This window comes from Erwinia sp. ErVv1 (assembly GCF_900068895.1).
Taxonomy (GTDB): domain Bacteria; phylum Pseudomonadota; class Gammaproteobacteria; order Enterobacterales; family Enterobacteriaceae; genus Erwinia.
The window spans coordinates 67,771-89,879 of record NZ_CDPK01000003.1 but is presented as its reverse complement, the minus strand read 5'-3'; the positions used below and the strand labels follow the sequence as shown (position 1 = coordinate 89,879).

Here is a 22,109-nt window from a genome sequence, read left to right as displayed (position 1 = left end):
CCGCTATTCACACCGGCAGTCTGACGTATTGCCCCAGCTGTTCAAAGTCCTCCGCCTCGGTCAGGTAGGGAATTTCGCCCAGCATCGGTGCCGGGAGCCGCTGCGCCAGCGTGGTCAGATACTCCTGATGCCGCTTGCCCGGCGGCTGAACAGCGTTTGCTATCCACCCTGCCAGCCTCAGACCGCTGGCCAGAATTGCCTGCGCGGTCAGCAGCGCATGGTTAATACAGCCCAGCTTGATCCCCACCACCAGCACAACCGGTAGCTGTTCAGCCCGCACCCAGTCGGCGAAGGTTGCGCTGTCGGTGAGCGGGGTGAACCAGCCGCCAGCCCCCTCGGTCAGCACCCAGTTCGCCTGCTGCGTCAGGGCCTTCAGCCCGGCCGAAAGCTGCTGAAAATCGATAGGCCTGCCCTCCTCCGCGCTGAGGATATGCGGAGCGGTAGGCTCCACAAACGCCATCGGATTAATGCTGTCGTAAGGGAGATCCACGGCGGACGCCTTTTGCAGGGCTAAGGCATCCTCATTGCGCAGCCCCTGTGGCGTGATCTCACTGCCGGAAGCGACGGGCTTGTATCCCACGCAGCGAAAACCCGCCTGCCTGGCCGCCTGTAGCAGGGCGGTGCTGGCGACGGTTTTCCCCACTTCGGTGTCCGTTCCGGTTATAAACCAACGTTCAGTCACGGTTAATTACTCCATAAATCAGATGGTAGCTAAGCAGGCAGCCGCGCGCGTCGCGGGGCCAGACCTGTTCGAGCTGATGAAGATGGCGGCGGGTCAGCAGGGCGCCATTCCGCCCCTGATGCAGGTGCGTTGCTCCAATCCCCTTCAGCGAGCGCAGCGCACTCAGCACGTCGGGGAAGGCCAGCGTCAGCGTCTGGCGGTGTAACGTCAGCGCCATCCCCTCTCCCGCTTCGGCAATCTGCCCGGTGGATAAAAACCGGTTAACCGGCGCGGGAAGGTTGAGATGCTGCCAGGCGAGATGAACTTCGCCGAGTGAACCCGCTTCCAGGGTGGAAAACAGAACCTGTCCTCCCGGGCGGGTCACCCGGCACAGTTCAGCCAGAGCCTGGCGCAAATCACTGCACCACTGCACCGCAAGGTTGCTCCAGCAGAGATCAAATTCTGCTGCGTGAAAGGGCAGCGCTTCGATATCGCCCTGGCGGTAGTCATTGGCGGTCTTTCCGGCTCGCGCCCGCTCCAGCATCTGGGCGGAAAGGTCGAACGCGGTAACGTGGTTTCCCGCCTCGCGCCAGCGCTGGCTGAACCAGCCGGTGCCACAACCGGCATCCAGCACGTTCAAATCCCGCTGGCGGGTGGCAAAACCGGCCAGCGCCTCGCCGCTCAGACGCTGAAGTTCAGCATGCTGGTTGTAACCCTCTGCGGCGCGACCAAAGGCCTGGGCGATGGCCTGTTTATCGACAGCGTGCGTCATGCTCCTCCTCCGCACGCCGGGTGAGGCGCGGCGTCAGTCGGTAACCCGTCCGCCGGACAAGTCGCCTGATGCAGCAGGTCCAGCAGTTGTTCAATATCCTCCGCCTGATGCGCCGCGCTGAGCGTAATGCGCAGCCGCGCCGTGCCCGGGGGAACGGTGGGCGGTCGGATGGCCGTCACCCAGCAGCCAAGCTGACGCAGCCTCTCTGCCAGCGCCAGCGCGCGATGCTCATCACCGACAACCAGCGGCTGGATAGCGGTGAGAGAGGGAAGCAGCGTCAGGCCTCGCGCGCGCGCGCCGTCGCGGAACTGATGGATATTCTGCGCCAGTCGCTGACGGCGATCGTCTCCCTGCTGAACGCAGGTCAGTGCGGCAGTCAGCGCACAGGCCTGCGCGGGCGGCATGGCGGTGCTGTAAATCAGGTGGCGGGCAAATTGCAGCAGGTAGTCGGCGGTGTCCTGCTGGCAGAGTACCGCCGCGCCGCTGACGCCAAAGGCTTTGCCAAAGGTCACTACCAGCAGCTCGGGACGGACATTTTGCTGCCAGCAGCTGCCGCGCCCCTGCTCTCCGACGGTACCGATGCCGTGTGCGTCATCCACCATTAGCCAGCCGCCATACTGACGGGTCAGCCGATGGATCGGTGCCAGCGGTGCGCTGTCGCCATCCATGCTGAACACCCCCTCGGTGACCACCAGCGTTTCCCCCGCTGCGTTGCCCGCCAGCAGCCTGTTCAGTGCGTCAGGCTGGTTATGCGCGAAGCGGCGCAGCGTCGCCGGGCTGAGCACCGCGGCTTCCAGCAGCGAAGCGTGGCTGAGCTTATCGGCGAAAAGCCGATCCCCTTTCGCCATCATCGCCGTAATGACCGCCTGGTTAGCGGCAAAGCCAGAGATAAACAGCAGCGCGCGGGGAAAGCCCAGCCACGCGGCCAGCTGCGTCTCCAGCGCCGCACAGGGGGCGCTGTAGCCGGTGACGTGGCCGGAGCCGCCGGCCCCCACGCCATACTGTTCCGCCCCCTGCTGCCAGGCACGAATAATGCACGGCTCGTGACTCAGCCCAAGGTAGTCATTGGCGGAAAAGTTGAGATAGCGACGCCCGTCGATCTGTAATGTCCGCGCATCGCCCTGCTGGTTGATCCGCCGCTGGCGAAACTGCCCCTTCTCCCGGCGTTCGGCGAGGGCGAGATCGATCCGTTGCTGCCAGCTCATAGGGTCCACCACAGATTTAAACGACAGCCTGTCTGGCTCATACAGGCCACCGCGAATTTAAGGCACATCCAGGACGCATTCAGACCGCCGCGTTATAGAACTGCTCGGTATCGGCGTTCAGCAACTGTCCGGCCAGAGACTGCTGCTGCTCGTTATCGCCCGCCTCGGTGGTGGTGTGCTGCGGATTGAGGCCCAGCTTGCGGAAGAGCAGCATATCCTTATCCTCTTCAGGATTGGGGGTAGTCAGCAATTTACAGCCGTAGAAGATAGAGTTTGCGCCGGCCATAAAGCACATTGCCTGGGTCTGCTCGCTCATCTGTTCACGCCCGGCAGAGAGACGCACGTGCGAGGCCGGCATCATGATGCGGGCGACGGCAATGGTGCGGATAAAATCGAAGGGATCGACGTCATCATTGTCCGCCATTGGCGTGCCTTTGACCTTGACCAGCATATTAATCGGTACGCTTTCCGGCGGCGTGGGCAGATTTGCCAGTTGAACCAGCAGCCCGGCGCGGTCGCTGACGGTTTCACCCAGCCCGACAATGCCCCCGGAGCAGACCTTAATTCCGGCATCGCGGACTTTGCCCAGCGTATCCAGACGCTCCTGATAGCTGCGGGTGGTGATAACGCTGCCATAAAACTCCGGGGAGGTGTCCAGGTTATGGTTGTAGAAATCCAGCCCCGCTTCTGCCAGACGCTGCGCCTGTCCGTCGCTCAGCATGCCCAGCGTCATACAGGTTTCCAGCCCCATCGCCTTCACGCCTTTTACCATCTGCTCAAGGTAAGGCATATCGCGGTCGTTGGGGTTTTTCCAGGCGGCCCCCATACAGAAGCGATCGGAGCCGGCGGCCTTCGCCTTACGCGCGGAGCTCAGCACCTCCTCCACTTCCATCAGCCGTTCGGACTCCAGCCCGGTTTTGTACCGCGCGCTCTGCGGGCAATATTTGCAGTCCTCCGGGCAGGCCCCGGTTTTAATCGACAGCAGTGTACTGACCTGCACCTGACGCGGGTCGAAGTGCTGACGATGCACCTGCTGCGCTTCAAACATCAGTTCGAGAAAAGGCTTATTAAACAGGGCCTGAGCCTGTGAGACCGTCCAGCGAGTTGCCATTGCTTGCTCCAAAAAAGTAGTGTCGTGTCGGGTCGTTGCCCGGTTATACTTGTAAACTAATTTTTTTGAAATTGGTTTACAAGTAATTTTATGACCCCTTCAGACCTCGCCTTCGATCGCAGCCACATCTGGCACCCCTATACCTCAATGAGTCAGCCGCTGCCGGTCTACCCGGTGGTCGGTGCCCAGGGCACCTCGCTTCAGCTGGCCGATGGCCGTACGCTGGTGGACGGCATGTCCTCCTGGTGGGCTGCGATTCACGGTTATAACCATCCCCGGCTTAATCAGGCGATGACCGCGCAAATAGCACAGATGTCGCACGTGATGTTTGGCGGGATTACCCATCCTTCTGCGGTCGCACTTTGTCGCAGGCTGGTCGACATGACGCCAGCCGGGCTGGAGTGCGTGTTTCTGGCGGATTCGGGATCGGTAGCGGTAGAAGTCGCCATGAAAATGGCCCTGCAATACTGGCAGGCACGCGGCGAGAAGCGGCAGCGTTTTTTGACGCTGCGAAATGGCTACCACGGCGATACCTTTGCTGCCATGTCGGTGTGCGATCCGCACAATTCGATGCACAGCCTCTATCAGGGCTACCTGCCCAGCCATCTGTTCGCCGCCGCCCCCGCCTGCCGCTTTGATGAAGCGTGGCGCGACAGCGATGCCGATGACATTGAGCGGCTGATAACGCATCACGCTGGCGAGGTCGCCGCAGTGATCCTGGAGCCGGTGGTTCAGGGCGCGGGCGGCATGCGGTTCTATCACCCGCGCTATTTGCAGCGCGTACGGGCGCTGTGCGACAGGTACGGCATCCTGCTGATTGCCGATGAGATTGCCACCGGCTTTGGCCGCACCGGTAAGCTGTTCGCCTGCGAACATGCTGATATCGCGCCGGATATTCTCTGCGTGGGTAAGGCCCTGACTGGCGGAACCATGACGCTCTCAGCCACGCTGACCACCCGTCACCTCGCCGATACCGTCAGCAACGGCGAGGCGGGCTGCTTTATGCATGGGCCAACCTTTATGGGTAACCCTCTGGCCTGCGCCGTCGCCAGCGAGAGCCTGGCGATGCTCCAGGAGAACCATTGGCCGCAGCAGGTCGCGGATATTGAAGCGCAGCTCCGCCGCTCGCTTCTGCCCCTTGCCGACCACCTTGCAGTAAAAGATGCGCGCGTACTGGGCGCTATCGGGGTGATTGAAACTCATCAACCGGTCAATATGGCCGCTTTGCAGGCATTTTTTGTCGAGTGCGGCGTGTGGATACGCCCGTTTGGCCGGCTGATCTATCTGATGCCGCCTTATATTATCAGCCCTGAAGCATTGCAGCGCCTGACGGATGCCATTGCCGGGGCGCTGGAAAAGCCCGGTCACTTTATCGGGGCCTGAGGGTCTCTGATGCGGTAATGGCACAGGGTGCCAGGCATCAGGTCCGCTGATGCACTACGCTTTTACCAGGCCGCATTCCGCATTAAGGAGAAAATTATGCCGCAAGATAAACAGACTAATCGCCGCATCGTACTGGCATCCCGCCCGCACGGCGCACCGACAGAAGCTAATTTCCGGCTTGAAACCGGGCACGTTCCGACGCCAGCGGCAGGACAAATTCTGCTGCGCACCGTCTGGCTTTCGCTGGACCCGTATATGCGTGGACGGATGAGCGAGGGCCCCTCCTATGTCCCGCCCGTGGCGATTAACGAGGTTATGGGCGCAGGCACCGTCGCCATTGTCGAACATTCTGACCACCCTGACTATGCCGAAGGTGACTGGGTGGTCAGCCACAGCGGATGGCAGGACTTCGCACTCTCTGACGGCAAGGATTTGTTTAAGCTGAGCGGCCCGGTATTAAAGCACCCCTCATGGGCACTCGGGATGCTCGGGATGCCGGGCTTCACCGCCTATATGGGGCTGCTGGATATCGGTCAGCCGCAGCCGGGTGAAACCGTGGTCGTTGCCGCCGCCACCGGCGCGGTAGGATCCATCGTCGGGCAGATTGCGAAATTGAAAGGCTGCTACGTGGTGGGAATTGCGGGCGGCGCCGATAAGTGCCGCTATGCAGAAGAGTCGCTGGGCTTTGACCGCTGTCTGGATCACCGCGCCGGTGATTTCGCGGAATCCCTCAGGCGCCACTGTCCCGAAGGGATTGACGTCTACTTCGAAAGCGTTGGCGGTAAGGTATTCAGTGCGGTACTGCCGCTGATGAATACAAAGGGACGCATACCGGTCTGCGGACTGATTGCCGACTATAACAGTACCGAACCTGCCGCCGGCCCCAACCAGCTGCCACAGTTTCAGGGAACTATCCTGCGCAAACGCCTGCGCGTTCAGGGCTTTATCATCACCCAGGACTATGGCCACCGCTTCGGCGAATTCTTTAGCCAGATGAGTCAGTGGGTGGCAGAAGATCGCTTTGTTTTCCGTGAAGATAGTGTGGAGGGTCTGGACCATGCGCCGGAGACCTTTATCGGCATGCTTGAAGGTAAAAACTTCGGCAAGGTACTGATTCGCGTGGCCGGTGACCAACCCTGAGGATAGAAAAATGAAAGTATTAATGGTGCTGACTTCGCATGACAGGCTGGGTGATACCGGTAAAAAAACGGGCTTCTGGCTGGAAGAGTTCGCCGCGCCCTGGTATGTCTTCCGTGATGCGGGGATAAACGTGGTGCTGGCCTCCCCTGCCGGGGGACATCCCCCGCTCGATCCAAAAAGCGACGAGCCAGACGCCCAGACCCTGGACACCGAACGCTTTCGCCAGGATCTCGTGGCTCAGCAGGCGCTGGCCAACACGCAGATGCTGGCCAATATCGAAAGCAGCACGTTCGATGCGGTGTTCTACCCCGGTGGACACGGTCCCCTGTGGGATCTGGCAGAGGATCGTAAAAGCATTGAGCTGATAGAGAACTTTTATGCCAACGGCAAGCCGGTAGGTGCCGTTTGTCACGCGCCGGGCGTACTGCGCCACGTTAAAAAACCTGACGGTACCCCGCTGGTCGCCGGTAAACGGGTCACCGGTTTTACTAACAGCGAGGAAAAAGCCGTCGGCCTGACAAATGTGGTACCTTTTCTGGTCGAGGATGTGCTGAAAGCGCTGGGCGCGGACTATGAAAAAACCGATGACTGGGGCGTGTTCACCCTGACGGATGGGCATCTGGTGACCGGTCAGAATCCCGCGTCCTCGGCCGCCGCCGCCGAAGAGCTATTAAAACTGCTTCACAAATAATAACAGGGAGATGGAATGAAACTGACCAGTCAGGATTTCAACGATGGCGATAAATTGCCCCTCCGCCATGTGTTTAACGGCATGGGCTACCAGGGAGATAACCTCTCCCCACATTTAGCCTGGGACGAGGTGCCGGAAGGCACCAAAAGCTTTGTCATTACCTGCTTTGACCCCGATGCGCCTACCGGTTCAGGCTGGTGGCACTGGGGAGTGGCGAATCTTTCCGCCGATACCCGCACGCTGCCGCAGGGAGCCGGTTCAGGCGTTGCTGCGCTTCCCGCCGGTGCGGTGCAAACCCGTACGGATTTCGGCAGCCAGGGCTACGGCGGCGCGGCGCCGCCAAAAGGCGAGAGCCACCGCTATATTTTCACCGTCTATGCGCTGGACGTGGATAACCTCGAGGTGGATGAACATGCCAGCGGCGCGATGCTCGGCTTCAACGTCCATTTCCACAAGCTGGGCAGCTCCTCGCTAACCGCGCTTTACGCGTAACCAACAGGGCGCTTCAACAGGGCAGATATCTGCCCTGTTTCCTTTCTCAGTCAAGCCGGTGAATCACCACCCACATTGGGCCCTGGCCAACCGCGTAGCGTGCCAGCGGCGTAAGTGCGCCCTGCTCGCCGTCGATGCTGTACACTTCAATATGATGTGACTTCTGCCCGGCCGCCACCAGATATTTCCCGCTGTGATCAATGTTGAAGCCGCGCGGCTGCGTTTCGGTTGGCTGATAGCCGGTTACCGTCAGCAACCCACCGTCTTCACTGACGCTAAAGTGCGTCAGGATACTGGCGGTGCGATCGCAGCTGTACAGATGGCGGCCATCCGGCGTCAGGTGAATATCCGCCGCCCAGCGGGTGTCGCTGAATCCGGCAGGCATCATGTCCAGACTCTGCACGCGTTCGACCGTGCCATGCGCATTGGCCAGCTGCCACACGTCCACGGTACTGTCCAGCTCATTGACGCAGTAGGCGTACTGCTGATTGGGGTGGAAAACCATATGGCGCGGCCCGGCACCTTCCACGGTAGTCACCTGAGCCTGGCGGTGCGGCTGAAGCTCACCGCTGCTTTGCAGGTCAAACAGGCAGATACGATCCTGCTTCAGCGCCGGAACAAACAGCGTTTTATTGCTGAGATCGATATTGGCTGAATGGCAGCCCTCCAGCCCTTTAATCACCTGGAGCGGCTCGCCCGGCAGGCCATCAGCGCCGATCGGCGACACGCTGACGCAGGCATCGTTATAAGAGCCAACGAAGATAAAGCGCCCCGCTTTGTCGGTTGAGATATGCGTTGGGCTGCCGGGCAGCGGCGCCTGTCCGGCTTCGGTCAGCTTACCCCCGGCGTCAATGCGGTACGCTACGATGCGAAATCCCGGGCGCACGCCCACATAGAGAAACTGCTTATCGGGGCTGACCACCATCGGCTGCACCTGGCCTGGGGCATCCACGACCTGGAGCAGCGTGAGTGCGCCCTCGCTGTCAAGCTGCCACGCGTGGATCTGGTGGCTCTCCGGGCTGGCGGTATAGACGATCTGTTGCATAAATTCTCCTTTCAGTGGGAAACCTGGCTGCCGCAAAGCGTAGCGTATTTTCAGGAAATAATAACGCGACGATCCCCTCTGCAGGGCGCGTGATTTTGTGGCGGACGGCACAGGGTGTAGACTACTGGCGTTTATTTAACCCTATTCGGAACTGATTATGAGCTATCGCGTTATTGCGCTGGACCTGGACGGCACCCTGCTGACGCCGCAAAAAACCATTCTGCCCGAATCGCTGGACGCGTTAAACAAGGCCCGGCAGGCAGGAGCAAAGGTGGTTATCGTTACCGGACGCCACCACGTGGCTATCCATCCTTTTTATCAGGCGCTGGCGCTGAATACACCTGCAATCTGCTGCAACGGTGCCTATTTGTATGATTATCAGGCGAAAAAGGTCTTGCAGTCTGACCTGCTTCCTACCGCTCAGGCGCTGCGGGTGACTGAGATGCTGGATGAGGCCGCCATTCATGGGCTGCTCTACGTGGATGATGCGATGCTTTATCAGCACGAAACCGGGCATGTAAGCCGCACCATTAACTGGGGGCTGTCGCTGCCGGAAGCGCAGCGTCCGGTCTTCAGGCAGGTGGCCAGCCTGGCGCAGGCAGCAGCGGAGGCGCAGTCAATCTGGAAGTTTGCCCTCTCCCACGCCGACACCACCGCGCTCCAGCAGTTTGCGCAGCGGGTGGAAAAGGAACTGGGCCTGGCCTGTGAATGGTCATGGCACGATCAGGTGGATATTGCCCAGGCGGGCAACAGTAAAGGCCGCCGTCTGGCGCAGTGGGTTGCCGCTGAGGGCTACCAGATGAGCGACGTACTGGCGTTTGGTGATAATTACAACGACCTCAGCATGCTGGAAACGGCGGGGCTGGGGGTGGCGATGGGTAACGCCGACGAGGCGATTAAAGCCCGGGCGGGCCGGGTCATTGGCACCAACCTGGAACCGGGCATTGCCGAAACAATCTATCGCGAGGCGCTGTAATCCGTGGTGAGTGAGACGCTTTTGATTTGCGCGTACAGCCACATGCCCGTTTTAATCATCAGTTCGTCTCGTGCCCAGGGCGTGATCCGCGCCCACAGCTCGCTCTGCCCGATGCGCAGTTTGACTTCAATCTGATCCTCCACCGTCAGCAGCTCGGTCACCTGCGCCGGGATGACGTTGCGGATCGTGCTGTTAACCGGAGGCTGTAGCACCAGCGAGACGTCAGCGGACTGAATACGGATGCGCAGGGGCGTTTTCACTGGGGCATTTACCCGGCTGACCCAGATATGCTGATCGCCCAGCGACAGCGCGGTCATTTCATAGCGGGGATGCTGCTCCAGAACCTGGACGCGCAGCACGCTGCTCAGATCGGCGCGCGGCAGCCAGGGGCGCATTGCGCTGCTGGCCCACACCTTTTCCAGCGGGCCCGACGCCTTAACCCGGCCATTATCCAGCACCAGCACGCTATCGGCCAGCTGGAGGATTTCATCCAGGCTGTGGCTAACGTAGAGGATCGGGATAGCCACCTGCCCTGCCAGCCGCTGGAGCCAGGGCAGCAGCTCACGCTTGCGGGGCAGATCCAGCGAGGCCAGCGGCTCATCCATCAGTAGCACCTCCGGGGCGGTGAGCAGCGCCCGGCCAATGGCCACGCGCTGTTTTTCGCCGCCGGAAAGCGATGCCGGATAGCGCGTCAGCAGCGCCTCCAGCCCCAGCAGCCCGACCAGCGCATCAAACTGGGCGCGCATACTTTTCGCCATACCGTATTGCAGATTTCCGCGCACGCGATAGTGCGGGAAAAGGCGCGCGTCCTGGAACACGTAGCCGATGCGCCGCCGCTCGGGCGGCAAATGCACCCCGGCGGCGGCATCGCTCAGCACCCGGCCATTCAGTACGATGCGCCCCTGTTGCGGTTGCGTCAGACCACCAATCGCATTAATCAGCGAGGTTTTTCCCGCGCCGGACACGCCGAAGATAGCGGTGATCCCCTGCGCAGGGAGCTGAACGTCCAGTTCGAGCTGATGGTCGCCAAGACGCTGGCTGAAGCAGAGTTCTAACATTCTCCCCCCAGTTTTTTCCGGCCCCAGCGGGCCAGCCACTCGGAAATCAGCAGCGAGCCCAGCGCCAGCGCAATAGCAATGATGCACAGCCGCGCGGCGGCGTCTTCCGCACCGGGTGTTTCAATCAGGGTATACATGGCGGAAGGTAGCGTGCGGGTTTCACCCGGGATATTGGAGACGAAGGTAATGGTCGCACCAAACTCGCCCAGCGAGCGGGCAAAGGCCAGAACCGTTCCGGCAATCACGCCCGGCAGCGTCAGCGGCAGCGTAATGGTAAAGAACACCCGCCAGCGCCCGGCCCCCAGGGTGCGCGCCGCCATTTCCAGCCCGGCATCCACGCCTTCCAGCGACAGGCGAATGGCGCGAACCATTAACGGAAAAGCAACCACCGCCGACGCCAGCGCCGCCCCGCGCCAGCTGAAAGCGAAGGTAAAGCCAAACCAGTCATACAGGGCGGCACCAATGACGCCGCGCCGGCCAAAACCTATCAGCAGCAGATACCCTACCACCACCGGCGGCAGCACCAGCGGCAGATGGATCAGACTGTCGAGCAGCGCTTTACCCGGGAAACGACAGCGAACCAGAATCCAGGCCATCAGTATCCCAAACGGCAGGCTAAACAACACCGCCACCGACGAGACCTTCAGGCTGAGGGCGACGGCCTGCCATTCCGGTTCGCTAAGGATCATGAGGCAGGCGTGAAGCCATACTGTTTAAAGATAGCCGCCGCCTGCGGGCCTTTCAGGTAGTCGTAAAAGGCCTTTACGCTGGCGCCGGTATGGTTTTTGACGATGGCCATCGGATACTCCACCGGCTTATGGCTGTTTTCAGGGAAAACGCCGACTACCTTCACTTTCTTGCTGGCGACGGCATCAGATCCGTAAACGATGCCATACGGCGTTTCGTTACGTTCGACCAGCGCCAGCGCAGCACGGACGCTGTTTCCGCGTGCCAGCAGCGGGGAAACGGTTGGCCATGCCCCCAACGACTCCAGCGCCTCCTGAGCGTAAATCCCCGCCGGTACATGGTCGGGATCGCCCACGGAGAGGCGCTGCCCTTTCAGCAGGCTTTTCCAGTCGGTAGTTTTAGAAATCGTCACCTGCGGCGCATGACTTTCCGTCGGCGCCACCAGCACCAGCTGATTACCCAGCAGGGTCAAGCGGCTGGCTTCATCAATCGTTTGCTTTTGCGCCGCGTAGTCCATCCACTGCCGATCGGCAGAGATAAACAGATCCGCTGGCGCGCCCTGCTCTATCTGCCGCGCAAGGGTGGACGACGAGGCGAATGACGAGACAATCTTCACCTCTTTGCCCTGCTGATACTGCTCAGCAATGGCCTGCAGGGCATTGGTTAACGAGGCGGCAGCAAAGACGGTGATATTCTCCGCCGCAACGGCCTGCCCCGCCACGCTGGCGCTCAGTACCGCACCGGCAAAGAAAAGACGTAGTTTCACGGACATGGTGTTCTCCAGAGGGTTTCGTTATATGGTTGATAATATAACGAGAAAAAAAACACTGTCATGAAATTTATCGGCAGAGATGAGAAGAAGTTGAGCAGGCGCAGGAAAAAGCGCGCCCGGCGGGTGCCGGGCGCGGCGAGAGACGTTACTGAGGGTTTTTAGCCTGCCGATCGCGGCGATGACCAATTTTAGAAATAACGTTAAAGACTTCACCCAGACCGTAAATCAGGCCAAGGATTATCGCCATTACCACCGGAACCATCAGGATCGCGACGGCCAGGCCTTTTAATAACTCCAGCATTGAAGCCTCCCTTACTGAATAAAAAAGCCATTGTAACCAGCAAGCCGAAAAGTGCACTGTTCTTTTGTGCGTTTCCGCACAATTTATGCCCCGGCCGCCTGACGGTGTACACTTTGCAGATCGTCGTTTTTAACAGGAGCCGCTATGCAGGCCGAAATCTCTCTGACCCTTAAATTGCAGCAGCGCCTGTTTGCCGATCCGCGCCGCATTGAGCTGCTAAAGCAGATCCAGCATACCGGATCTATCAGCCAGGGCGCGAAGCTGGCCGGGATCAGCTATAAGAGCGCCTGGGATGCCATCAACGAGATGAATCAGCTGGCCGATCGCACGCTGGTCGAGCGCGTTACCGGCGGTAAAGGCGGAGGCGGGACGCAGCTGACGGCCTACGGCGAGCGGCTGGTGCAGCTGTTTGCGCTGATGGAGCAGATTCAGCAGAAGGCGTTCGACGTGCTACAGGATGACGTGCCGCTCGGCAGCCTGCTGGGAGCCATTGCGCGCTTTTCACTGCAAACCAGCGCGCGCAATCAGCTTTCGGGAACGGTGGTCGGGCGTGACCATATGCGCGTCCAACAGCACGTTGAGGTGCAGCTTACCGACGGCCAGACCCGTATAAAAGCGGCAATCACTGAACAAAGCGCCAACCGCCTGGCGCTGAGCGCCGGTAAAGAGGTGCTGGTATTGATTAAAGCGCCCTGGATTGAGGTCACGCTGGAGGCCAGTACGGCAGATAACCAGCTACGCGGTACCGTCGCCGGGGTGCTGCGCGGCGAAACCCATAGCGAGGTGCTGATCGCCCTGCCGGGCGGGGAGACGCTTTGTGCCACGCTCAGCAATGAGGCGGTTGACCAGCAAAAACTGCAGCCTGACCTGTCCGTAACCGCACATTTTGATGCGGATAAGGTGATCATCGCGACGCTGCTCTGATCGGGATGCAGGGATTTGACATTAGTCCGGCTGACGATTATTAGTTTGGGTACCCTGCACAAAATGGAATAAATAATGACATCGTTGCATATTTCGCAAGGCACGTTTCACCTCAGCGCAACCCGCTCCCTCTCACTCCCGGCGCTGACGCTTGCGGCCGGCGAAAGCTGGGCCTTCGTTGGGGCCAACGGCAGCGGTAAATCATCGCTTGCCCGGGCGCTGTCTGGCGAGCTTAGCATCGCCAAAGGGGAATACCTGAACGGTTTTGCCCGTCCCACCCGTCTTTCGCTCGAACAGCTCCAGAAGCTGGTATCCGAAGAGTGGCAGCGTAACAACACCGATTTGCTGAGTGCGGATGAAGATGATACCGGTCGCACCAGCGCGGAAATTATTCAGGAAACGGTCAGAGATGCCAGCCGTTGCCAGCATCTGGCCGGCCTGTTTGGGATAACCCACCTGCTGGATCGGCGATTCAAATATCTCTCGACCGGCGAAACCCGTAAAACGCTGCTTTGCCAGGCACTGATGGCCGGGCCGGACCTGCTGATCCTTGATGAACCCTTTGACGGGCTTGACGTTGCTTCCCGCGCCAGTCTGGCAGAGGTGCTGGCCGCGCTGCATCAGCACGGCCATACGCTGGTGCTGGTGTTAAACCGGTTCGACGATATTCCCGACTTTGTCGATAAGGTCGGCGTGCTGGCAGAATGTACCCTTACCCACGTCGGGCCGCGGCAGGAGATTCTGGCCCAGGCGCTGGTCGCCCAGCTGGCCCATAGCGAACAGCTGGAGGGCATGGCCCTGCCGGAAGCGGACGGCGTTGACAGCGAAGCGCCACGCCTCGCGGGCGATATCTCCCCCATCGTGCTGCGTGACGGCGTGGTGAGCTACAGCGATAAGCCCATCCTCAATCATCTTAGCTGGGAGGTGAAGCCGGGCCAGCACTGGCAGATTATCGGCCCCAACGGTGCCGGGAAATCGACCCTGCTGAGCCTGGTGACGGGCGATCATCCTCAGGGCTACAGCAACGACCTCACCCTGTTTGGCCGCCGTCGCGGCAGCGGGGAAACTATCTGGGATATCAAACAGCATATCGGCTACGTCAGCAGCAGCCTGCATCTTGAATACCGCGTCAGCAGTAGCGTCCGCAACGTGATCCTCTCGGGCTACTTTGACTCCATCGGTATCTATCAGGCGGTGTCCGACCGCCAGCAACAGCTTGCCGGCCAGTGGCTCCATCTGCTGGGAATGAGCCCTGCGGCGGGCGATGCGCCGTTTCATGGACTCTCCTGGGGTCAGCAGCGGCTGGTACTGATTGCCCGTGCGCTGGTGAAACACCCGGCCCTGCTGATCCTTGATGAACCCTTGCAGGGGCTGGACCCGATTAACCGACAGCTGGTCAGGCGATTTATTGATGTGCTGATCGGGGAAGGCGACACCCAGCTGCTGTTTGTTTCTCATCATGCTGAGGATGCGCCACGCTGTATTACCCACCGCCTGACCTTTGTGCCCGACGGGGATAGCTACCGCTACGAGCAGGCATCGCAGCGGTAGCGGCCTGAATAGCCTGCTATAGAGTACCGCCGCGTGGGGTGAAGGAGCAGTGTAACCGCTTCCACTTATTGGTATTGTTCAACGTTCTCAACGCTAAATATATTGTGCTATCCACCGAAAGTTCGGAATTATCAGCTTGTGTAAACGATTCCATTTATCCAGACTTGATCACGCTTTGTTTTTTCCCACTGTGCTATTTTTCTTTAAGGCTCCCGACGCATAGAGAAGATTATCAGGACGCAACATGCAAAAATTTAATCCGGTCGATCACCCCCATCGCCGCTATAACCCGCTGGCTGACCAGTGGATTCTGGTTTCTCCTCACCGTGCTAAACGCCCCTGGCAGGGCGCGCAGGAGACGCCTTCTCAGCAGCAGCTTCCGTCCCACGATCCGGACTGCTTTCTCTGCCCGGGCAACACGCGAGTAACGGGTGACAAAAACCCGGACTACACCAGCACCTGGGTGTTCACCAATGACTATGCGGCACTGATGACCGACACCCCGGACGCGCCGGAAAGTGACGATATGCTGATGCGCTGTGAAAGCGCGCGCGGCACCAGCCGGGTGATCTGTTTTTCCCCGGATCACAGTAAAACGCTGCCGGAGCTGTCGCTTCCCGCCCTTGAGCAGATAGTCAGAACCTGGCAGGAGCAAACCGCCGATCTCGGTCAGCACTATCCCTGGGTGCAGGTGTTTGAAAATAAAGGCGCGGCGATGGGCTGCTCCAATCCGCACCCGCATGGGCAGATCTGGGCCAACAGTTTTCTGCCGAATGAAGCCAAACGCGAAGACGATCTCCAGCGCCGCTGGTATCAGCAGCACGGATCGCCCATGCTGGTGGATTATGCCGCCCGCGAACTGAAAGATGGCAGCCGCACCGTCGTGGAAACGGCGCACTGGCTGGCCGTGGTGCCCTGGTGGGCCGCCTGGCCGTTTGAGACCCTGCTGCTGCCCAAAACGCCTGTTCGCCGCCTGGTGGATTTGACCGACGCGCAGCGTCAGGATCTGGCGCTGGCGCTGAAAAAACTGACCAGCCGCTATGACAATCTTTTCCAGTGCTCTTTCCCTTACTCAATGGGCTGGCACGGCGCACCCTTCAACGGGGAAGCTAACGAACACTGGCAGCTGCACGCGCACTTTTACCCCCCGCTGCTGCGTTCCGCGACGGTGCGTAAATTTATGGTCGGCTACGAGATGCTGGCTGAAACCCAGCGCGATTTAACCGCGGAACAGGCCGCCGAGCGCCTGCGTTCCGTCAGTGATATCCATTTCCGCGAGACGGGAGCATAACCATGACGTTAAAGACCTCTGCCCAACAGATCTTCCAGGACAATTTCGGCTACGCGGCCGACCATCACATTCAGGCGCCGGGTCGCGTCAATCTGATAGGTGAACATACCGATTATAACGACGGATTTGTCCTGCCCTGCGCCATCAATTATCAGACGGTGATTGCCTGCGCACGCCGCGATGACCGCCAGGTACGGGTGATTGCCGCCGATTACGAAAATCAGCAGGATACTTTTTCACTGGATGAGCCGATCCTCAGCCACAGCGACTGGATGTGGGCAAACTACGTCCGGGGCGTGGTGAAACACCTCCAGCAGCGCCATAAAGATTTTGGCGGCGTGGATATGGTGATTACGGGTGATGTGCCACAGGGTGCCGGCCTGAGCTCCTCGGCATCGCTGGAAGTGGCGGTCGGAACGGTATTCCAGCAGCTCTGGCATCTGCCGCTCGACGGCGCAGAGATCGCGGTGAACGGACAGGAAGCCGAGAATCAGTTTGTCGGCTGTAACTGCGGCATTATGGATCAGCTTATCTCCGCGCTGGGTAAGAAAGATCATGCGCTGCTGCTGGACTGCCGCACCCTGGGAACGCGCCCGGTCCCGGTCCCAGCGGACGTGGCGGTAGTGATTATCAACTCCAACTTCCGCCGCAGCCTGGTGGGCAGTGAGTACAACACCCGCCGCCAGCAGTGCGAAACCGGCGCACGCTTTTTCAGTCAGCCGTCGCTGCGTGACGTCGACCTTAACCAGTTTAAAGCGGTGGAGCATGAGCTGGATCCGCAGGTGGCGAAACGCGTCCGTCACGTACTGACTGAAAATGCCCGTACGCTGGAAGCCGCCGACGCGCTGGCGAAGGGCGATCTGGCGCGGATGGGCGAGCTGATGGCGGCGTCCCATGCCTCCATGCGCGATGATTTTGAAATTACCGTCCCGCCCATTGATGCGCTGGTAGACATTGTGAAAGCGACCATTGGTGAACGCGGTGGCGTACGCATGACCGGCGGCGGCTTCGGCGGCTGCGTGGTAGCGCTGGTCCCGCTGGCGTTAGTGGATGCCGTGCAGGCGGCGGTGGCGGAACAGTACGAGGCGAAATCCGGCATCAAAGAGACCTTCTACGTCTGTAAAGCCTCAGCGGGAGCCGGTCAATGCTAACAGAACCGCATTCTCATGCTCCTGACGGCCAGCCGTGGCGGATTACCCACCTGCGTAATGCGGGTGGCATGGTCACTACTTTTATGGACTGGGGCGCGACCTGGCTGTCGGCGCGGGTGCCGATGAAAGATGGCTCGGTGCGTGAAGCACTGCTCGGCTGCGCCACACCGTCAGACTACCTCAGCCAGACCGCCTATCTGGGCGCGACCGTGGGCCGCTATGCCAATCGCATCGCCAATGCGACCCTTCACGCCGGCGGCAGGACGGTGCAGCTCGCGGCGAATCAGGGCGCCCATCAGCTGCATGGAGGTCCCGATGGCTTTCATAATCGCCGCTGGCAGATCGTGCGTCAGGCTGAGCAGGAAGTGGAGTATCGCCTGGACTCACCAGCGGGCGATCAGGGCTATCCGGGACGGCTGCTGGCCTCGCTGGTCTACCGTCTGGAGGACGATAATACGCTGACGATAAGCTACCACGCGACGGTCGATGCGCCCTGTCCGGTGAATCTGACCAACCATGCCTATTTTAATCTGGATGCTTACCACGGCGATGCACGTGAGCACCGGCTCCAGGTCAGCGCCGATCGTTATCTTCCGGTCAGCAGCGAGGGGATCCCCAATGCCAATCTGAAGCCCGTCGCCCACACCAGCTTTGATTTCCGCCAGGCAAAAACGCTGGCGCAGGACTTTATGCAGGATGAAGATCAGCGCGCGGTGAAGGGCTACGATCACGCCTTCCTGCTGAACGCGCGCGACGCGGCCACCCCTGCCGCGCAGCTCTGCTCTGCCGATGGGCAGCTGATGCTAAGCGTATTTACCTCTGCTCCCGCCCTACAGGTTTATAGCGGTAATTATCTGGCGGGAACGCCCGCGCGTGAGCAGGGCGTCTACGCGGCGCACCAGGGTATTGCGCTGGAGAGCGAGTTTTTACCCGATTCGCCGAATCATCCTGAATGGCCGCAGCCGGACTGCTGGATTAAACCGGGTGAATCGTTTCAGTCTGTCACCCGCTACCGGCTGACGGCGGTTTGATTAAGCGCATGAAAACGTGCATCCTGAGTGCTTCAGGCTTACGTGCCGTGAAGATTTCCGCTATGGTAGGTCACAATCAAATTGCCAGGGCAATTTGCAGTTTACCAATATCATAGAAACGTCAGATTAAGGAGTTGAGCTATGGCTGTAACTAAGCTGGTTCTGGTACGTCACGGCGAAAGCCAGTGGAACAACGAAAACCGCTTTACCGGATGGTACGATGTTGACCTGTCCGATAAAGGCCGTACCGAAGCCAAAGCAGCAGGTGAGTTATTGAAGAAAGAAGGTTTTACCTTCGACTTTGCTTACACGTCCGTGCTGAAACGAGCCATCCATACCCTGTGGGCTATTCTCGACGAAGTTGATCAGGTCTGGCTGCCGGTTGAAAAATCATGGCGTCTGAACGAGCGTCACTACGGTGCGCTGCAGGGGCTGGACAAAGCTGAAACCGCACAGAAATACGGTGACGACCAGGTTAAGCAGTGGCGTCGCGGCTTTGCCGTTACGCCACCGGAACTGGATCGCAGCGATGAGCGCTTCCCGGGCCACGATCCACGCTACGCGGGCCTGACCGCTGAGCAGCTGCCGACCACGGAAAGCCTGGCGCTGACCATCGATCGCGTGCTGCCCTACTGGAATGAGTCCATTCTGCCGCGCATGAAAAAAGGTGAGAAAGTGATCATCGCTGCTCACGGTAACTCACTGCGTGCGCTGGTGAAATACCTGGACAACATGAGCGAAGAAGAGATCCTCGAGCTGAACATCCCAACCGGCGTACCGCTGGTGTATGAGTTTGACGAAAACTTCAAGCCGATCAAACACTACTATCTGGGCGATGCCGACGAGATTGCCGCTAAGGCAGCCGCCGTGGCTAACCAGGGTAAAGCGAAGTAAGCTTTCTCCCTTCCCTTTTGGGAACAAAAAATCCGCCCTTGGGCGGATTTTTTTATGCCTGTTTCCGGGAGCAACAGCGGCTGTCACCCCCTTCTGCCATCAGCCGCGACGGACTCTGACGGCCTCGGCCAGCTGGCGAAGCACCTTAGTGGTATCGTCCCAGCCGATGCAGGCATCGGTCACGCTCTGGCCGTAAACCAGCGGCTCACCGCTCTCCAGGCTCTGGTTGCCTTCAACCAGATGGCTTTCAATCATCACGCCCATAATGGCCGCTTCGCCGCCAGCAATCTGCTGAGCAACGTCACTGGCAACGTCCATCTGCTTCTGATACTGCTTACTGCTGTTGGCATGGCTAAAGTCGATCATCACCTGCGGGGTCAGCCCGGCCTGCTCCAGACCGCGCTTAACGGTATCGACATGCTCAGCGCTGTAGTTTGGCTCTTTGCCGCCGCGCAGGATGATATGGCAGTCAGCGTTTCCGCTGGTTTCGACAATGGCTGAGTGGCCATATTTGGTCACCGACAGGAAGCAGTGCGGCGCACTGGCCGCATTAATGGCATCGATCGCCACCTTGATGGTGCCGTCGGTACCGTTTTTGAATCCTACCGGGCAGGAGAGGCCGGAAGAGAGTTCGCGATGAACCTGCGATTCGGTGGTTCGGGCACCGATTGCACCCCAGCTCATCAGGTCAGCGACATACTGCGGGGTGATCATATCCAGAAACTCACCGGCGGTGGGTAAACCGGAATCGTTAATTTCCACCAGCAGGTTACGGGCAATGCGCAGCCCATCGTTGATCTGGAAGCTGCCATCCATATGCGGATCGTTAATTAACCCCTTCCAGCCTACGGTGGTACGCGGCTTTTCAAAGTAGACCCGCATTACCACTTCCAGCGCATCACCCAGCTCTTCGCGCAGGCTGAGCAGGCGCCCGGCATACTCTTTTGCCGCCGCCGTGTCATGGATGGAGCACGGCCCAATCACCACTAATAGGCGATCGTCCTCTTTTTTAAGGATAGCGTGAATGGCCTGGCGGGAGCGGGCTACGGTCTGTGCCGCCAACTCCGTGGCCGGAAACTTTTCGAGCAGAGCTACAGGGGGTAAAAGTTCCTTTATCTCTTTGATTCTTAAGTCATCATTCTGATAGTTCATAATCTTTCCAGTATCGTAGTCGCAGTACTGCACACCTGGCGCATCCCGCCCAATTTATCGCGTGCACAGGTTGGTGTAAATCGACGGAGAGAAATTCCTGATAAGGATATTTGCCGTTTTTCCATCCTTAACTACACTTTATTGTGCATACACCTAAAAAAAACGCATAAAGATCACCAGCTTCAGGCGGGCGAACGTTATGCGTCTGGGTATTTATCACCATACTCAGCGTTATTTGGACTGCTTTTATGCCGACTTTTCGGCACTACACAAAATGAATGGGGCAAAATGATGAATAAGATCGCAATCGTACTTCTGGCAACCGCAATGACTTTCGGCAGCACCGCAGCAATGGCTGCAGGCAGCGGCGAAGGTAATTCCAACAACGCCGCCGCAGCGGGCGCGGTAGCCGGTGGCGCAAAAGATAACCTTGCACCTAACAATGTTGATAACAACAAAATCAACACCGGGAGCGAAACCACCACGCATCCGGTGAAAAAGCATCATAAAAAGGCCCAGCATCATAAAAAAATGACCGCTGACCAGATGGATAAAAACGCCCAGTGTAAAGACGGCAAATGCCCGGATATGAACAAAAAAGTGGGTCCAGGCGCGGATACTAAAACCGATGGCACCACCAACTAATTCGTCCTTATGACAAAAGGGGGCGCTGCATACTCCCTTTAGTTGGCCGACAAACCCCACTCACAGGTGGGGTTTTTCATTTTTAGCAATTTTATCTTCGGGCCCGACATCGGAGTAAGCAAACGCTTTCACCTCTACCTGACCCAGTCAACCCTCGCGGACCACAACGGCTAAAAGCCTGACCGCCTGATATGACCGCGCTGAATTTATTGATATCATTAGCAGAAGTATACTGACGGAACTGGAAATTTATGGCTCACACCCACACTGAAGATAAGGGCAACCAAAACCGCCTGCTGGCGGCGTTTATTGTCACTGCGGTATTTATGGTGGCAGAAATTGCGGGTGGCCTGCTTTCAGGCTCACTGGCGCTGCTGGCCGATGCCGGACATATGCTGACCGATACGGCTGCCCTGCTGATGGCGCTTCTGGCGGTGCATTTCGCCCGGCGTAAACCGAGCGCGCGTCACACGTTCGGTATGCTGCGTCTGACCACACTGGCAGCCTTTGTTAACGCCATCGCCCTGCTGGTGATCACCGTACTGATTGTCTGGGAAGCGATTCGCCGCTTTATGCATCCGGAGCCTGTCGCCGGCGGCGTCATGCTGGTCATTGGCGTGGCCGGGCTCTTTGCCAACCTGTTCTCTTTCTGGCTGCTGCATCACGGCAGCGAAGAAAAAAACCTCAACGTACGGGCGGCTGCGCTGCACGTACTGGGCGACCTGCTCGGCTCGGTCGGCGCCGTCGCGGCCGCGCTGATTATTATGTATACCGGCTGGACGCCAATCGATCCGCTGTTATCCATTCTGGTCTCCCTGCTGGTGGTGCGCAGCGCCTGGGCTCTGCTGAAAGAGAGTCTTCATGAACTGCTGGAAGGTGCGCCATCACGGCTGGATGTGGAAAAGCTCACGAAGATGCTAAAGCGCGGCATCCCGGAAGTGCGCAATGTGCATCATATCCACCTGTGGCAGGTGGGTGAGAAACCGGTCATGACGCTGCACGTGCAGGTTATTCCCCCGCACGACCACGATGCATTGCTGCACCGCATTCATGAGTATCTGCACGAACACTATCAGATAGCCCATGCCACGGTGCAGATGGAGTATCAGCACTGTGAGGAGGCGGACTGTACGCTAAGCGCAGAGTCAGCCGGACACGCGCACCATCACCACTGAG

At 59.1% G+C, this 22,109-nt stretch carries 23 protein-coding genes; 13 read left to right on the top strand and 10 right to left on the bottom strand.

The genetic code is table 11. From position 1 onward, the window contains the following. Positions 1-7: 7 nt before the first annotated feature. The 4 genes from bioD to bioB form a co-directional block, all read right to left on the bottom strand. Complete coding sequence (gene bioD / locus A1830_RS04705) at positions 8-682, bottom strand: dethiobiotin synthase (RefSeq protein WP_067702495.1); 675 nt, start codon at positions 680-682, stop codon at positions 8-10. Continuing rightward, positions 675-1,433 carry a malonyl-ACP O-methyltransferase BioC gene (gene bioC, locus A1830_RS04700; RefSeq protein ID WP_067702492.1) on the bottom strand — a complete coding sequence of 253 codons (759 nt, stop codon included), beginning with the start codon at positions 1,431-1,433 and terminating at the stop codon, positions 675-677. Before bioC ends, bioD begins: the two co-directional genes overlap by 8 nt. Then, entirely contained in the window at positions 1,430-2,638 is a 1,209-nt protein-coding gene (gene bioF, locus A1830_RS04695) for an 8-amino-7-oxononanoate synthase (protein WP_082804094.1), read from the bottom strand. Before bioF ends, bioC begins: the two co-directional genes overlap by 4 nt. Positions 2,639-2,717: 79 nt before the next feature. Further along, positions 2,718-3,749 (bottom strand): biotin synthase BioB, encoded by a 1,032-nt coding sequence (gene bioB, locus A1830_RS04690; protein WP_067702489.1) that lies wholly within the window; start codon positions 3,747-3,749, stop codon positions 2,718-2,720. 90 nt (positions 3,750-3,839) lie between these two features. On the opposite strand from bioB, the gene bioA reads away from it, so the two are divergent. The 4 genes from bioA (at position 3,840) to A1830_RS04670 (ending at position 7,455) form a co-directional block, all read left to right on the top strand. Then, a complete protein-coding gene (gene bioA, locus A1830_RS04685; protein WP_067702486.1) occupies positions 3,840-5,132 on the top strand; it encodes an adenosylmethionine--8-amino-7-oxononanoate transaminase in 1,293 nt (430 codons plus the stop codon). A gap of 96 nt (positions 5,133-5,228) precedes the next feature. Next, positions 5,229-6,272 (top strand): NADP-dependent oxidoreductase, encoded by a 1,044-nt coding sequence (locus A1830_RS04680; protein ID WP_067702483.1) that lies wholly within the window; start codon positions 5,229-5,231, stop codon positions 6,270-6,272. Positions 6,273-6,282: 10 nt separating this feature from the next. Next, a complete protein-coding gene (locus A1830_RS04675; RefSeq protein WP_067702480.1) occupies positions 6,283-6,963 on the top strand; it encodes a type 1 glutamine amidotransferase domain-containing protein in 681 nt (226 codons plus the stop codon). Between the two features lie 15 nt (positions 6,964-6,978). Further along, positions 6,979-7,455 (top strand): kinase inhibitor, encoded by a 477-nt coding sequence (locus tag A1830_RS04670; RefSeq protein ID WP_067702477.1) that lies wholly within the window; start codon positions 6,979-6,981, stop codon positions 7,453-7,455. Between the two features lie 46 nt (positions 7,456-7,501). On the opposite strand, the gene pgl is transcribed toward A1830_RS04670, so the two are convergent. After that, positions 7,502-8,500 carry a 6-phosphogluconolactonase gene (pgl, locus tag A1830_RS04665; RefSeq protein WP_067702474.1) on the bottom strand — a complete coding sequence of 333 codons (999 nt, stop codon included), beginning with the start codon at positions 8,498-8,500 and terminating at the stop codon, positions 7,502-7,504. A gap of 157 nt (positions 8,501-8,657) precedes the next feature. Between pgl and A1830_RS04660 the strand changes: the two genes are divergently transcribed. Next, entirely contained in the window at positions 8,658-9,476 is an 819-nt protein-coding gene (locus A1830_RS04660) for a pyridoxal phosphatase (RefSeq protein WP_067702471.1), read from the top strand. Here A1830_RS04660 and modC read toward each other — a convergent pair. The 4 genes from modC to A1830_RS21155 form a co-directional block, all read right to left on the bottom strand. After that, positions 9,458-10,534, bottom strand: a complete 1,077-nt coding sequence (gene modC / locus A1830_RS04655; protein WP_067702468.1) for a molybdenum ABC transporter ATP-binding protein ModC — start codon at positions 10,532-10,534, stop codon at positions 9,458-9,460. The genes A1830_RS04660 and modC overlap by 19 nt on opposite strands. Then, positions 10,528-11,223: a molybdate ABC transporter permease subunit gene (gene modB / locus A1830_RS04650; protein ID WP_067702465.1), complete on the bottom strand. Its 696-nt coding sequence runs from the start codon at positions 11,221-11,223 to the stop codon at positions 10,528-10,530. The genes modC and modB overlap by 7 nt, the downstream gene beginning before the upstream one ends. Next, entirely contained in the window at positions 11,220-11,993 is a 774-nt protein-coding gene (gene modA / locus A1830_RS04645) for a molybdate ABC transporter substrate-binding protein (protein WP_067702462.1), read from the bottom strand. Before modA ends, modB begins: the two co-directional genes overlap by 4 nt. Before the next feature lie 145 nt (positions 11,994-12,138). Continuing rightward, positions 12,139-12,294 (bottom strand): AcrZ family multidrug efflux pump-associated protein, encoded by a 156-nt coding sequence (locus A1830_RS21155; protein WP_073980956.1) that lies wholly within the window; start codon positions 12,292-12,294, stop codon positions 12,139-12,141. Positions 12,295-12,438: 144 nt separating this feature from the next. Between A1830_RS21155 and modE the strand changes: the two genes are divergently transcribed. The 6 genes from modE to gpmA all read left to right on the top strand — a co-directional run bounded on the left by modE (position 12,439) and on the right by gpmA (position 19,136). Beyond that, entirely contained in the window at positions 12,439-13,218 is a 780-nt protein-coding gene (gene modE / locus A1830_RS04640) for a molybdenum-dependent transcriptional regulator (protein WP_067702460.1), read from the top strand. 75 nt (positions 13,219-13,293) lie between these two features. After that, positions 13,294-14,769: a molybdate ABC transporter ATP-binding protein ModF gene (gene modF, locus A1830_RS04635; protein ID WP_067702458.1), complete on the top strand. Its 1,476-nt coding sequence runs from the start codon at positions 13,294-13,296 to the stop codon at positions 14,767-14,769. A gap of 244 nt (positions 14,770-15,013) precedes the next feature. Next, complete coding sequence (gene galT / locus A1830_RS04630) at positions 15,014-16,060, top strand: galactose-1-phosphate uridylyltransferase (RefSeq protein WP_067702456.1); 1,047 nt, start codon at positions 15,014-15,016, stop codon at positions 16,058-16,060. Positions 16,061-16,062: 2 nt separating this feature from the next. Then, positions 16,063-17,211: a galactokinase gene (gene galK / locus A1830_RS04625; protein WP_067702453.1), complete on the top strand. Its 1,149-nt coding sequence runs from the start codon at positions 16,063-16,065 to the stop codon at positions 17,209-17,211. Next, on the top strand, positions 17,205-18,242 hold the full coding sequence (galM, locus tag A1830_RS04620; RefSeq protein ID WP_067702450.1) for a galactose-1-epimerase: 1,038 nt from the start codon (positions 17,205-17,207) through the stop codon (positions 18,240-18,242). Before galK ends, galM begins: the two co-directional genes overlap by 7 nt. 141 nt (positions 18,243-18,383) lie before the next feature. Beyond that, positions 18,384-19,136: a 2,3-diphosphoglycerate-dependent phosphoglycerate mutase gene (gene gpmA / locus A1830_RS04615; RefSeq protein ID WP_067702447.1), complete on the top strand. Its 753-nt coding sequence runs from the start codon at positions 18,384-18,386 to the stop codon at positions 19,134-19,136. A gap of 99 nt (positions 19,137-19,235) precedes the next feature. Here the strand turns inward: gpmA and aroG are convergent, their stop codons facing one another. Next, complete coding sequence (aroG, locus tag A1830_RS04610; RefSeq protein ID WP_067702444.1) at positions 19,236-20,288, bottom strand: 3-deoxy-7-phosphoheptulonate synthase AroG; 1,053 nt, start codon at positions 20,286-20,288, stop codon at positions 19,236-19,238. A gap of 288 nt (positions 20,289-20,576) precedes the next feature. Between aroG and A1830_RS04605 the strand changes: the two genes are divergently transcribed. Then, the gene (locus A1830_RS04605; protein WP_067702442.1) at positions 20,577-20,933 is read left to right on the top strand and encodes a protein YbgS; all 357 of its coding nucleotides are present in this window, start codon (positions 20,577-20,579) and stop codon (positions 20,931-20,933) included. 251 nt (positions 20,934-21,184) lie between these two features. Next, the gene (gene zitB, locus A1830_RS04600; RefSeq protein ID WP_067702439.1) at positions 21,185-22,108 is read left to right on the top strand and encodes a CDF family zinc transporter ZitB; all 924 of its coding nucleotides are present in this window, start codon (positions 21,185-21,187) and stop codon (positions 22,106-22,108) included. The last annotated feature ends 1 nt before the right edge of the window (position 22,109 follow it).